14 protein-coding genes and 1 pseudogene are annotated in these 11,492 nt (G+C 62.9%); 10 read left to right on the plus strand and 5 right to left on the minus strand.

The annotated features are described in order from the left end of the window. Positions 1 to 6 precede the first annotated feature (6 nt). From H0X90_RS21860 to H0X90_RS21895, 9 genes are all read left to right on the plus strand, one after another. Positions 7 to 2,361, plus strand: coding sequence for a glycosyl hydrolase family 28-related protein (locus H0X90_RS21860; protein ID WP_196438221.1), 2,355 nt, complete (start codon positions 7 to 9; stop codon positions 2,359 to 2,361). A 63-nt stretch (positions 2,362 to 2,424) separates the two neighbouring features. Next, the gene (locus H0X90_RS35790) at positions 2,425 to 2,811 is read left to right on the plus strand and encodes a hypothetical protein (RefSeq protein ID WP_230877562.1); all 387 of its coding nucleotides are present in this window, start codon (positions 2,425 to 2,427) and stop codon (positions 2,809 to 2,811) included. Between the two features lie 2 nt (positions 2,812 to 2,813). Then, the gene (locus H0X90_RS21865) at positions 2,814 to 3,383 is read left to right on the plus strand and encodes a glycoside hydrolase family 19 protein (protein ID WP_230877563.1); all 570 of its coding nucleotides are present in this window, start codon (positions 2,814 to 2,816) and stop codon (positions 3,381 to 3,383) included. A 38-nt stretch (positions 3,384 to 3,421) separates the two neighbouring features. After that, a complete protein-coding gene (locus H0X90_RS21870) occupies positions 3,422 to 3,727 on the plus strand; it encodes a hypothetical protein (RefSeq protein WP_196438223.1) in 306 nt (101 codons plus the stop codon). Further along, positions 3,724 to 4,056: a hypothetical protein gene (locus H0X90_RS21875; protein WP_196438224.1), complete on the plus strand. Its 333-nt coding sequence runs from the start codon at positions 3,724 to 3,726 to the stop codon at positions 4,054 to 4,056. Before H0X90_RS21870 ends, H0X90_RS21875 begins: the two co-directional genes overlap by 4 nt. A gap of 10 nt (positions 4,057 to 4,066) precedes the next feature. Continuing rightward, a complete protein-coding gene (locus tag H0X90_RS21880) occupies positions 4,067 to 4,714 on the plus strand; it encodes a hypothetical protein (protein WP_196438225.1) in 648 nt (215 codons plus the stop codon). Continuing rightward, complete coding sequence (locus H0X90_RS21885) at positions 4,714 to 5,538, plus strand: patatin-like phospholipase family protein (RefSeq protein ID WP_196438226.1); 825 nt, start codon at positions 4,714 to 4,716, stop codon at positions 5,536 to 5,538. The genes H0X90_RS21880 and H0X90_RS21885 overlap by 1 nt, the downstream gene beginning before the upstream one ends. 622 nt (positions 5,539 to 6,160) lie before the next feature. Then, positions 6,161 to 7,369: an outer membrane protein assembly factor BamC gene (gene bamC / locus H0X90_RS21890; RefSeq protein WP_012492557.1), complete on the plus strand. Its 1,209-nt coding sequence runs from the start codon at positions 6,161 to 6,163 to the stop codon at positions 7,367 to 7,369. 535 nt (positions 7,370 to 7,904) lie between these two features. After that, positions 7,905 to 8,195: a putative quinol monooxygenase gene (locus H0X90_RS21895; protein WP_077190106.1), complete on the plus strand. Its 291-nt coding sequence runs from the start codon at positions 7,905 to 7,907 to the stop codon at positions 8,193 to 8,195. Positions 8,196 to 8,242: 47 nt separating this feature from the next. Here the strand turns inward: H0X90_RS21895 and H0X90_RS21900 are convergent, their stop codons facing one another. The 3 genes from H0X90_RS21900 to H0X90_RS21910 all read right to left on the minus strand — a co-directional run bounded on the left by H0X90_RS21900 (position 8,243) and on the right by H0X90_RS21910 (position 9,838). Next, a complete protein-coding gene (locus H0X90_RS21900; RefSeq protein ID WP_006486090.1) occupies positions 8,243 to 8,500 on the minus strand; it encodes a hypothetical protein in 258 nt (85 codons plus the stop codon). A gap of 136 nt (positions 8,501 to 8,636) precedes the next feature. Beyond that, positions 8,637 to 8,912 (minus strand): hypothetical protein, encoded by a 276-nt coding sequence (locus H0X90_RS21905; protein ID WP_006486101.1) that lies wholly within the window; start codon positions 8,910 to 8,912, stop codon positions 8,637 to 8,639. A gap of 209 nt (positions 8,913 to 9,121) precedes the next feature. After that, positions 9,122 to 9,838: a YdcF family protein gene (locus tag H0X90_RS21910; RefSeq protein WP_012492558.1), complete on the minus strand. Its 717-nt coding sequence runs from the start codon at positions 9,836 to 9,838 to the stop codon at positions 9,122 to 9,124. Between the two features lie 160 nt (positions 9,839 to 9,998). Between H0X90_RS21910 and H0X90_RS21915 the strand changes: the two genes are divergently transcribed. Beyond that, positions 9,999 to 10,316: a hypothetical protein gene (locus H0X90_RS21915; RefSeq protein WP_006495354.1), complete on the plus strand. Its 318-nt coding sequence runs from the start codon at positions 9,999 to 10,001 to the stop codon at positions 10,314 to 10,316. Positions 10,317 to 10,510: 194 nt separating this feature from the next. Here the strand turns inward: H0X90_RS21915 and H0X90_RS21920 are convergent, their stop codons facing one another. Next, positions 10,511 to 10,762, minus strand: a complete 252-nt coding sequence (locus tag H0X90_RS21920) for a hypothetical protein (protein ID WP_006495353.1) — start codon at positions 10,760 to 10,762, stop codon at positions 10,511 to 10,513. Between the two features lie 210 nt (positions 10,763 to 10,972). Then, positions 10,973 to 11,359, minus strand: a pseudogene (locus tag H0X90_RS21925) (transposase); the annotation flags it as partial. Positions 11,360 to 11,492: the final 133 nt, after the last annotated feature.

The following is an 11,492-nucleotide window of genomic DNA, read 5'->3' on the forward strand; positions in this document are numbered from 1 at the left end:
TTCACCATGCAGAAAAAGATCATCTCTTGGTTGGCGGTTGCGGCGACGCTGTTGCCGACTTTCGCGACTGCGCAGTTCGTTCCCGGGCAGCTGTTGACGGCTGGACAACTCAACAATGCGTTCTCGAATGTGCTGCCACTTGCGGGCGGCACGATGACCGGGCCGCTTACCACGCCATCGTTGTCGGTGTCTGGCACCGCGACGTTGCCGAACCTGCAGTACTCGCCGGCGTGGACCAGCGCTACAACACGTACCGTGCAGCAGCGCTTGCAGGATCGCATCAGCGTCAAGGACTTTGGCTGCGATTCGACTGGCGCGTCGGACACGACTTCATGCATTCAGCGCGCGATCAACTTCATTGCCTCGACCGGCAATGTGGGGCAGCTGTTTTTCCCCGCAGGTACGTATCTCGTCAGCGGCGCGCTGAACATCACGTCGGCGGGGATCTATCTGGTCGGGGATGGTCCTTACCGAACCACGATCCAGACGAGCAGCTCGACGGCCGACGTCGTCAAGTTCAATGGCAATTTCTTCGGCGGCGGGGTATCGAACCTCTCGATCTACAACCCGAACGCGACGACACCGACGGCCGGGGCGGGCATCAACGTCACGACGGCGTCCGATACCTCGTTCCGGAACGTCGAGATCAAGGGCACCTACAACGGCGTCGTTACGAACCAGACCGGTATCGTCAAGCTGAGCCACGTGAGCGTCTCGCAGGCGATCTATGACAGTTTCCAGATCAACGGCGGCCCCGGGCAATTCCTCGAGTACGTCAGCGCATACAACGATTCGCCAAACCATGCCGGCGTGAACGTCACCTCAACGGGAATGCTGCACCTGTCGCACAGCGCAATCGATGCCCAGGGGACGGCGCTACTCGTCGCTCCGACGACGGCCACGGGCACGCCAAGCTATTACAGCGGTCAGGTGTTCGACCTGTTCGTCGACAACAACGACTTCGACGCGTCGCAGGGGGACGCTGTCGTGATCAAGCCGACTGGCACGGGCGTTGCATACTCGCTGCAGTTCACGAATAACCGAATCGGATTCTCGTCCGGCGCGGGCCTGGTCATCGACGGATCGAACCTCGCCAGCACGAGCGCGACGCCGTATCCGAGTGGCGTCTACAACGTCACGTTTTCGAACCTGCAGTCGGTCAAGAACGTGAAAGAAGGCGTGAAGATTGTCAACGGGACGAACGTCCAGCTCGACGGCTCGTCCGTGATCGGGAACTCGTCGACGGGCGGCGGTTACGCTGGAATCTCGGTGCTCGGCGGCGATGCGATCACGATCAGCGGCACGCACGCGACGCAGTATACGAACGTCGGCAACAACCAGACTTACGGATTGCAGATCGCCTCGACGTTCACGGGGCGCCTGAACGCGAGCAACAATTTTTTCGCGGACAACCAGACAGGATCGGTCAACAATCTGTCGAGTTCGCAGAACGTAAAGCTCGCGAACAACACCGGGTACGACGTCTTTTCGATCGGCGGCAACCAGTTCTATCCGAGCCTCTGGAATACGCGTGCGTTCTACAACATGGTCGTGCCGAACAGGGGCATCTGGTACGACAACGTCATCACGATTCAGAACAACAGCATAGCGCCGGATACTGGTGTTTCCGGCAATGCTGCACTCCGCTTCGTCGACAACGTGAACGGCATCGAGCGCGGAGCGTTCGGTTATTCGCGCGTCAGCACGGGTACGAGCGGCGGGTTCTATCCGGACTTGCTGTATGCAGAGGTCGGGAACCTGACGGCGGGAGATCCTGACGATACCGATTTTGGGATCATCGTCACGCACAGCTCGGGCGCTTCGTCTTTCCCGGGTTCGTCGTTGATGGCCATGCGCGTCGTGTCGAAGACCGGCGACATCAACTTCAGCACGCAGGGGAGCGGGGCGGTGAACGTCGGCACCATCGGCACACCGACGCCGTTCACGATCGGCATGCAGAACTCGCTCGCGCGGTTCCGCGAACGGGACAACACGAACAACTTCGCGATCACGACGAACGTGGGCCTTTCGGGGGCTCAAGACAGCACGTCGATTCCATCGTGGGAGATGTCGATCGGCGGTACCGATGACGAGTTTCACATCGGGCGCATTCCGGCTGGCGGCACGTCCGCGAACAAGCTCCCGAATCTCTTCAGCGTCAGCGGTACGACGGGTACCGTCACGGCCACCGGCCCGGTGAAGACGGCCGGCTATACGGTCTCGACGCTGCCGGCGGGAGCAATCGGCATGCGCGCGTATGTAACAGATGCCACCAGCTGCACGTTCATGGGATCGCTGACGGGAGGTGGCTCGACCGTGTGCCCGACGTTCTACAACGGTACCGCTTGGGTAGCCGAATAAAGAAAGCACTACGCCATCAACGCGGGCCGCCTTCGGGCGGCCTGTTTCATTTCCGGGGGATGAATGTCCGACAACGCATCGGGGAACGCGCGCGTCGAAGAGCGGTTCCGGGCAGGAGAGAAGCGCTTTTCAAGGCTCGAGCGGCGCATCGACGCCAGTGACGAGGCCGTGAAGGAGCACCTTCAACGGCAGGACGAGAAGATCGACTCGATCGTCGCATCGGTCTCAAAAATTCAAACGAACACGCAATCGATGGTCGACACCTGGGAGGGCGGCGCGCGGGTGGTGCGCGCTCTGTGCCGCTTAGCCGATGCGTGGCGCTTCCTCGTCCGGCACGTCGCTGGCCCAACGATCGCATTCGGCACGGTCGGCGTGATCGTCTTTCGCTACATGAGGCACGAACCGATTCCCGATTGGGCGAATGCGGTCGTGAAACTGCTTCTGGGATGACCATGACACCACAAACCCTTTCTGCCGCACTGCAGATCCCGATCGCGGTCGCGACTCCGTGGGTCGATCCGCTGTCGGCCGCGATGGCGCTATATGCGATCGATTCGCCGGCGCGCCAGGCTGCGTTTCTCGCTCAGTGCGGGCACGAGTGCGGTCGTTTCCAGTGGCTGCGCGAGCTCTGGGGTCCAACACCCGCGCAGCGCGCATACGAACCGCCCGCCGTAAAGGCCGTCGAGCTGGGCAATACGCAAGCCGGCGACGGTTTCCGGTACCGCGGTGGCGGTCTCATTCAGATCACGGGACGTTACAACTACCGCGTGATGGGGCAAAAGATCGGCGTTGATCTCGAGGGCAACCCGGACCAGATCGTGCAGCCCAGCGTGGCGGTCGAGGCCTCCGCGCAATTCTGGGCGGATAACGCCTTGAGTGCGTTCGCCGACGCCGGCGACTTTCTGTCGATTAGCCGCGCGATCAACCTCGGCAATCCGCGCTCGGCGGCCACGCCGAACGGCATGCCTGACCGCCTGGCGCTCTGGGATTCGTGCAGGGCGGCGCTCGGCGTCGCAATTTAACCCGCCGCACCCTGCGGCATTTTTAGGAGAAACCCCACATGAGTCCGTGGATGAAGTTCGTCGCAGCTGTCCTGTTGTTCGGCGCCTGGCTTGCGCTGGTGCTGCTGCACTACGTGCCGCCGCAGTCGCTGGTGGACGCGATCGGTTACACGCTGGCCGGTCTCGGCGTCTATCACGCCACGGCCGGTTCGGTCGGCCCGATCGTTACCGGACTGACCGGGACGGCCGAACTGATGGAGCCTACGCCGAAACCGGTGACCAGCTCCGTTTCCGTGACCACCACGGCGACACCGGTACCGGCGGCTCCGATTCCGCAGGCGGCGCCGGCGCCGACGATCCAGTGATTCGCGCCGCGATCGCGCTATCGGCATGTCTCGCGCTTGCTGGTTGCGACTCGCTTCGATATGCCGGCATCGCTCGATACGAGGTATCGCCGCTCGTCGACGCAGGCGGCACGCTGATCGGCTGCTGCGTCTTGCGTGTCTGGAACGGTAAGCAGATGGCGACCGTCGAGGCGACATTTACGCATCAATCCGACAACAGCTATTCCATCTCGCTCCGCGAAACCGACGTCGAAGCATTCGCAGGGCAGGCAACCGCCGCGGCAGCGGCATCCGATGTCGTCGGCGCGGCAACTTCCGCTGCAGTGACGGCGCTCAAGACCCTCAAGTAAGGAAACTCCCATGAAGCGTTTTTCGATGCTGCTCGCGGCAGGCGTTGTCGCGTCCGTTGCGCTGCTCAGCGCGTGTTCGTTGTTTTCCGTGCAAACGCCCGCGCAGGTCGCCTCGAAGGTCTGCCCGTTGCTGCAGGCCGAGATCAGCACGCTTTCACAGGCAGGCGTTTTCACGGGCGGTGCGGCCGTCACGCTGAACGAGAAGATCGCCCCGAACGTCGATGCCGTGTGCGCGGCCGGCGTGTCCGTCACGCAGGTCAACGTCCAGTCGATCTCGTCGGCGGTCGCGCCGCTGCTCATCACGGTCGTGAAGGCTTCCGGGCTGTCGCAGTCCGACCAGGTGACCGCAGTGCTCGCGATCGGCACGGTCAAGGGCATGATCGACGTGGCATTTCCGCCGGCAACGGTGACTGCGCCGGCGGCCGCGTCCCCTGCATCGTCCGTCTCGCCTGCGCCGATTGCGCCGGCCCCAATGACGACGTTCCATCGCGGCGACGTGCTGACGGCTGACGACCTGAATCGCAATTTCCGGTCGCTCAATCAGCGACTCGAAATGCTCGAAGAGCGCCTGCGCCCTGTCGACATCGGCACCATCACGGTCCCGGCGGTCAATTTCGGCGAGTTCGGGTCGTCAACGTTCATCGTGAACCCGCTGTGATGAAACCGATCCGCGTCGCACTGAGCGGTAGCGGCTTTCGCCTCGGCGCGCACCTTGGCGCGCTGCAGGCGATCGAGGAGGCTGGCTATACGATCGTGGAGCTCGCCGGCACATCCGGCGGTTCCATTGTCGCCAGTCTGTATGCGAGCGGCCTGCCGCTCGACGTGATGCGGCAGATGCTGATGGAGGTGGACTGGTCGCGGATGATGAGCTTTTCGCCGTGGACGCTGATTCGTCAACAGGCTCTGTGCAGCGGGGAAGCCCTGCGCGGGTATCTGACCAGAGTTACTGGCGGCAAGACATTCGCGGAGATCGAAATCGACCTGAAAATAATCGCGACGGATCTTCTCAGCGAACGCGAGTTCCAATTCTCCCGTGCATCAACGCCCGACATACCGATCGCGGTAGCGGCGCGCGCGAGCGCATCAATCCCGATTGTGTTCGCTCCGGTAGCGGTCGCGGGCGGCCTGTTCGTGGACGGCGGGATGTGCGACAACATGCCCGTGAGCGATCTGACGGTTGACGAGGTGCCGCGGGTCGGGATCTTCCTCGAGTCCGACGACTCGCCGCTGCTGCCAGGCAGGTATGGGTTCACGACGCTCGCGCCGCGGATGATCGACGTGATGCTCGCCTCGAACGAGGCCGCGCATTTTGCTTTCGATCAGCTTACGGGGGCGACATTCGTGCGCGTGCCGACCGGCTATGCCAGTTCATTCGACCGCCATATGCCAGTCGCGACGCGACAACGCCTGTATGACGATGGCTATGCGGCGACGAAGCTAATCCTCGGCGAACCGAGCTTCGTCCTGGAGAACCAAGCGTAGCTTGTGAAGGGCCACAAGGTGGCCGCCCACGTCCTCGTTCCAGACAGACTGCACCCTTTTCCGGAGATCCTCGGCTTCAGCGAACCGCTTCCGGCATCGTGCGATTTCGAGAATCAGGCGCCTCACCTCATGGCCGGCTGGATAGCGACGCCACAGTTCGCGCAGCTCGCGGTTGGATGGAGATTGAAAGGTTGGAAGAGGTTGCCGAAGCATGTCGAGGCGATATTGCACTGTATGAATATACAGTGTATCGCGCCACGGCACCGCTCCGTCAAGAAGCCAGTTATGCAGCGAGACGCGCGGACCGCCCTCTAATAAGCAGCTTGGCGTTGCTCGGAATGGCTCGCCGCTTCGTGCTTATTTATTGAGCATTTTGTTAGAGGGCTGATCTTTCGCCCCTATATTCGACGGGCGAGACAGCCGGATTTCGCTGCTGCATGGGGTGCAGGTGGTCGGAGGTTCAAATCCTCTCGCCCCGACCAGACAAGAACCCGCGTCAGCTCAAGCTGACGCGGGTTTTTTCTTGGCCGCCGCTTTTTTGCACATCGCAACGCGGCCCCGGTAAAATGCAAGGTTGATCCACGGAAAGCGCCGTGATTTAGCGGAAGAGGATTCCCCGAACATGACTGATCTTCGTCTTACCATGCGGTTCGCTGCAGTGCTCGCCACCGGCGCGCTCGTCGCCGGTTGCGGTACGTCGTCGCCCACGAAAGTGGACTACAAGAGCGATTCGAAATCGAAGGAAGCGTCGCTCGCAGTGCCGCCCAACATGCTCGACGAGACGGCCGATCAGCGTTCGCTGCCGCCCCAGGGCGGCGCGACTTCCCTGTCCGCGCTCCAGCAGGTCCAGCAGGCCGCGCCTGCGCTGGACACCGTCGCGCCGGCCGTCGCCGGCATGCATATCCAGCGCGACGGCACCGAAAGCTGGCTCGTGATCGACGGCAAGCAGCCGGCCGCGATCTGGCCGCAGGTTCGCCGTTTCTGGCAGGAGCAGGGCTTCCTGCTCGTCGTCGACCAGCGCGACAAGGGCGTGATGGAAACCGACTGGAACGAAACCCATCCGCAGATCAACGACGGCTTGATCCGCAGCGTGATCTCGAAGGCGATGGGCAATTCGTACGTGACGGCCGAGCGCAACAAGTACCGCACGCGTCTCGATTCGGCGCCGAACGGCGGCACCTACGTGTTCATCAGCCAGAAGGGCATGCGCGAGGCGATCACCGGCGCGAACAACGATTCGAGCAAGTGGGAACCGAAGCCGAACGATCCGGCGCTCGAGACGGAATACCTGAAGCGGCTGATGGCCGTGCTCGCGCAGAACGAGCAGCGCGCGAAGAACGGCGAACCGCCGATCGCGAACATCAAGGACAACGCGGTCTCGAAGGACAAGAAGGCCGATGCCGACGCGTCGTCGAAGGCTGCCGCGGCGATCGCTGCGCAGAACGTCTCGCGTACGTCGGCGCAAGGCAATGACGCGGCCGAAGCGGCCGTGCCGTCCGAAGTCACGCTCGGCGAGCCGTACGACCGGTCGTGGCTGCACGTCGGTCTCGCGCTCGATCGCGCGAATTTCACGGTCGACGATCGCGATCGCACGAAGGGCCTGTATTTCGTGCGCTATGTCGATCCGAAGGATCTGAGCTCGGCCGAGCAGGGCTTCTGGAGCCAGCTGTTCCACGGCAAGAAGGAAAAGCAGGCGAAGCAGTATCGCGTCAACGTGAAGGCGCTTACGGCCGATCAGACGCGTGTCGCGGTCGTCGACGATTCGGGCGCAATCGATTCGTCGTCGGCCGCTCGCCAGATCATGGGGTTGCTCGTGAATCAGCTCCGCTGATCCCGGCGTTTCCCGCACCCTTGAAAAAGCCCGCCATTCGGCGGGCTTTTTTCATGTCCGCTCGCCAGCGTGTGCGCATGTTCGGCGGGGCCCGTCCCTTCTCGTGACGTTACGTAACATCCCCGCGTTACGACGACAGAACACGTGTCACATTGTCGCCGATCTAAAAATTTTTCCTTATAAATCAATGGAATATTGCGCGTGTAATGCCTGGCACGCAACCTGCTTTATAGGTTGGAATCGTTAGAACAGGGAGGACGGCGTCAGGGACCGGGAATGCGCGGCGAGCGCATGAACAACGGGATCGACGCCTTTACATGCCGACGCGCCAAGCGTCGGCGCAACAGATGATGGTCCGCGCCAGCGTGCGGATCTCGATGGCCCCGTCGCCTATCCTCGTAGGGCGACGGTTTCGCCCGCGCTTCTCTGAAGCGCGGGCTATTTTTTTGGTGCCGTCGCCATGTCGTATCCGGGTAGCCGATGTGCGGCGCGGGATTCGCGTATTCTCGGACTTTTTCGGATGAAGGAGGCGGGAATGGCGGAAATTGCAGTCGTGGCGCTGATCGTGGCGAAGCCGGGGGCCGAGGAAAAACTGCGCGCCGTGCTCGAGGGAATCGTCGAGCCCACCCGCAACGAAGCCGGCGCGTTGCAGTACGACCTGCACCGCGATCTGAAGGAGCCCGCGCGGTTCGTATTCGTCGAGCGTTGGGAGAGCGAGGAGGCGCTGGCCGCTCATGCGCGTGCCGCGCATATTCTCGCTTATCGCGAAGCGGCCGCGGACTGGATCGAGCGTTCCGAAATCCGCGTGCTGTCGAAGCTCGTCTGAGCCTGAGCCGGGTGGGGCGACCGGACGTGTCCGGTCGCGGCGGCGCGTTAGTGCGACGCGCTGGGTACGTCGAGAATCAGGATGATCGTCCAGTCGGCGTCGCCGTCATGGTGATACTGGCGCTCGGCAACGATGAACGGTTGCTGCTTGCCTTGCGGGCCGAGGAACAGCACGTCGCCCTCCATCGGCAGGCACTCGATCGGCGGCAGCGCGAGGAACGCGTCGTCCGAGCCGCGGGGCATCAGTTGCTTGATCTTGCGAGTGGCGGCTTCGGTCCACTCGATGTCGAGTTGAATGTTGCTCATGCTGTCCTCCGCACCGGGGTGCGCACGGGTGGAAAATTTCGGTGCGCGACTTTAGCACAGCGCGCGGGCGCCGCAACCAAAAAAGCCGAACCCGGTTGCCCGGATTCGGCTTTTCGCTGATGCGGTGCCGCCGAACTTACTGGCTGGCAGCGTCTGCAGCCTTTGCCTTCTTGCCGGCCTTCTTCGCAGCTGCCTTGTGATGCGCAGCCTTCTTGCCGTGGTGATGCTCTTCCTGCGCCGCCGGCTGAGCCGCTTCGGCCGCTTGCTGCTGTTGCAGCGCTTGTGCACGCTGCTCGATCTCGGCGATCTTGGCCGGATCGGTGATGGTCTGGATCTGCGTGCTCTCTTGCGCATACGCTGCGCCAGTCAGCGCCGACATCGCTACCAGGATAGCCAGGGACGTCTTCTTCATTGCTTTACCTCCGCTAAGTGGTGATGAACCCGAGTGTTGCCGTTTTGTCTGGCGACTGCAATCGAGTGCGTGTCGAGTGTAACAAAAGTGACGGATCAATGTGCACCGGATCGCCGCACGACGCAAGGCCCCGTTGAAGTCGCGCAACACTTCGCGCGGTTCGTCACGCGCCTGCCATCCAGCGGAGTGCGGAGATTTCCATGCGGTCCTCAAAACCAGCCGAGCCAACGATACACGTGGAATTGCGCGATCCCGACCAGCTCGTGCAGCGCGTGTTCGGCGTTGGCCACATTGCGCCAGCGCGGCAGCCACCCCGTCTGCGCGCGCCGGAGATTCGCATAAACGGGTTGCGGATCGATGCCGAAGCGGCGGAAATCGAGCAGCGCCCGGCGCATCTGGTACGACGACGTGACGAGAATGCGCGCGTCGTCATACTGTGAGCGTAGTATAGACGCAGTGAATTTCGCGTTTTCGTAGGTTGTACGGCTGTTCGGTTCGAGCACGAGGTCGGCCGGCGCCACGCCTTGCGCGACGAGCTGGCGCCCGTAGACGGCCGCCTCGGTATCGCCGTGATGCTGCGGGTCGCCGCCCGACATCACCACGGTGCAGCGTTCGGCCTGCTGCCGGCACGTGCGATAGAGCGCCGCAATCTTGCGGATGCGCGCGGCGCCGTCGGGCGGCGGCTGCAATCCGGCATCGGTGCGAAGCGTGCCGGCGCCGATGAGGATCAGCGTGGTTCGTCCATGCATGTCGGGATGCTCGACCGGCGTGACGCCTGCCTCGCTCCAGGCGATCAGCGGCGCGGCGAGCCAGCCCGTCGCGAGCAGCCAGAACAGCGCAGCGGCGACGATCGAAATGGTTCGACGCCGCTTGCGGCAGAGCATGAAACCGATGAAGAGAAGTACAAATGAATCGAACAGAATCAATTTGATTGGGGTATGGTGTCTTTTTATGGACGGCTGACGATCCGGCCCTGACGCGACGCCGAACAACGTCGGCCTCCAGAATCGGTGGCGGTTTCGGCGGGCGGAGACCCCGCCCGGCGCGCCGCTTCGCATTGTCGCTGCACTTTAAGAAAGAATCGAGATGGCCACGTATTCCAACGAAGCGGTGCTCGACGCATTGAGACGAGTGCAGTACCGCCAGGTACCGTGGGCACGCCGCCCGGGCGTGTTCGAGTATCTCCGTTCGCTCGGGCTGATGGACACGGTCAGGCAGAAAACCGTTGCCCCCGCACCGGGCTTCCATGCACCGGTCGACATCGCCGTACTGACCGACAGCGGTCGAGCCGAATTCTCGCGCCTCGAGCGCGACGAGAAATTACTGTCCTGGACTGATCGCCGCATGGACGACTACGCATTGAGCGAAGCGAGCGCCGTGGCGATTCTCGAAAGCCGCCTGTAGCGGTTCTTCATCCCGCCCCGTGCATCGCCGCGGCAGGCCGGCGACGCAAAAAAAGCCCGTATCGCGAGGATACGGGCGTACCGGATACTTTTGCTGCTGCCACGCTGTGCTCATGGCAACGATGTGACTCGCCGCATGCGGCGCAGTTCCCGGATGCGGGCATTTTCTTTGGCGAAACGTCGAAATCGGCAGGACTACGGATGACGCGGCACGCCCGGCGGCTGCGAGCCGATCCGCGCCCGTGCGTTGCTCGCGATGTCGCCACGCAAGTCGCCGCGCGGCACGGTTTGCCGGCTGGACGAGTTGGCGGACGGCGGCTGGCGGAGGGTGTTGCGATGATCCTGCTGGCGATGGGGCGGCTTCACGCGATCGTCGGCATGGACAGGAGCGGCGAGCGCCACGGAAACGACAATGCCGCATGCAACGAGCAGTGACATTGTTTTCATGGCGGGGCTCCCTTCAAGCCGTCCGTGCGGCCTGTTGATATGTCGCTAAGGTAAGCGTGGGAGTGCAGGCTTGCTGTAAATAATAGTAAATAGATGTTTCGCGGCACGACAACGGTAATCGACGGCAAGACATGCGTCGCGACAAAGTCGCATCGCAGAAAGAAACCGGGCGGCCGAAGCCGCCCGATCGAGCATGCGTTACGCCATCTTGACGGGCGCGCGCCAGGATTCCGGGTTGGTCCAGAAGGCGCCGCGCAGCCGGTCGCGGCTCGGCGGGGCAGGCGGCTTCGCCGCGCTTGCGCCGATGCGTCCGCGCAGCGAGATTTGCCGGCCGCTCGTGCCGAGTCGCTTCACGATCTCGGCGAGCGTGCCGTCGGCCTGCCATTCGTCGAAGCGGCGGCGGCAGGTCGGCGGGGACGGATAGCGGCCCGGCAGTTTCGACCAACCTTCACCCGTCGACAGTACCCACAGTACGGCGTTGACCACCGACCGGGCTTCCACGCGGGGACGGCCACGCCGCTCACTCCGTGCGGGCTCCGAGCAAAACAGACCCTCGACCAGCGCCCACTCGTTATCTCTCAAATCGTCGAACAGCATCATGTCCTCACCTCAGCGAAGCTAACTCCGGTGCGCTGCCCTGCGCCGCGCACTCTTCAGGCACTCGATCGGCGAGTGCCGGGTGGGGGCGTCCGGTTGGCCGGCAGCGGCGTTTCTGCTCTTCCGTCCGACG

The sequence above is a fragment of the Burkholderia sp. 9775_39 genome (genome assembly GCF_015712225.1).
Lineage (GTDB): Bacteria > Pseudomonadota > Gammaproteobacteria > Burkholderiales > Burkholderiaceae > Burkholderia > Burkholderia cenocepacia.

Excerpts from the sequence above, each read along its gene's own strand:
- H0X90_RS21860 (WP_196438221.1), top strand. The coding sequence starts at position 7 with ATGCAGAAAAAGATCATCTCTTGGTTGGCGGTTGCGGCGACGCTGTTG.
- H0X90_RS35790 (WP_230877562.1), top strand. The coding sequence starts at position 2,425 with ATGTCCGACAACGCATCGGGGAACGCGCGCGTCGAAGAGCGGTTCCGG.
- H0X90_RS21865 (WP_230877563.1), top strand. The coding sequence starts at position 2,814 with ATGACACCACAAACCCTTTCTGCCGCACTGCAGATCCCGATCGCGGTC.
- H0X90_RS21870 (WP_196438223.1), top strand. The coding sequence starts at position 3,422 with ATGAGTCCGTGGATGAAGTTCGTCGCAGCTGTCCTGTTGTTCGGCGCC.
- H0X90_RS21880 (WP_196438225.1), top strand. The coding sequence starts at position 4,067 with ATGAAGCGTTTTTCGATGCTGCTCGCGGCAGGCGTTGTCGCGTCCGTT.
- H0X90_RS21885 (WP_196438226.1), top strand. The coding sequence starts at position 4,714 with ATGAAACCGATCCGCGTCGCACTGAGCGGTAGCGGCTTTCGCCTCGGC.
- bamC (WP_012492557.1), top strand. The coding sequence starts at position 6,161 with ATGACTGATCTTCGTCTTACCATGCGGTTCGCTGCAGTGCTCGCCACC.
- H0X90_RS21895 (WP_077190106.1), top strand. The coding sequence starts at position 7,905 with ATGGCGGAAATTGCAGTCGTGGCGCTGATCGTGGCGAAGCCGGGGGCC.
- H0X90_RS21900 (WP_006486090.1), bottom strand. The coding sequence starts at position 8,500 with ATGAGCAACATTCAACTCGACATCGAGTGGACCGAAGCCGCCACTCGC.
- H0X90_RS21905 (WP_006486101.1), bottom strand. The coding sequence starts at position 8,912 with ATGAAGAAGACGTCCCTGGCTATCCTGGTAGCGATGTCGGCGCTGACT.
- H0X90_RS21915 (WP_006495354.1), top strand. The coding sequence starts at position 9,999 with ATGGCCACGTATTCCAACGAAGCGGTGCTCGACGCATTGAGACGAGTG.
- H0X90_RS21920 (WP_006495353.1), bottom strand. The coding sequence starts at position 10,762 with ATGAAAACAATGTCACTGCTCGTTGCATGCGGCATTGTCGTTTCCGTG.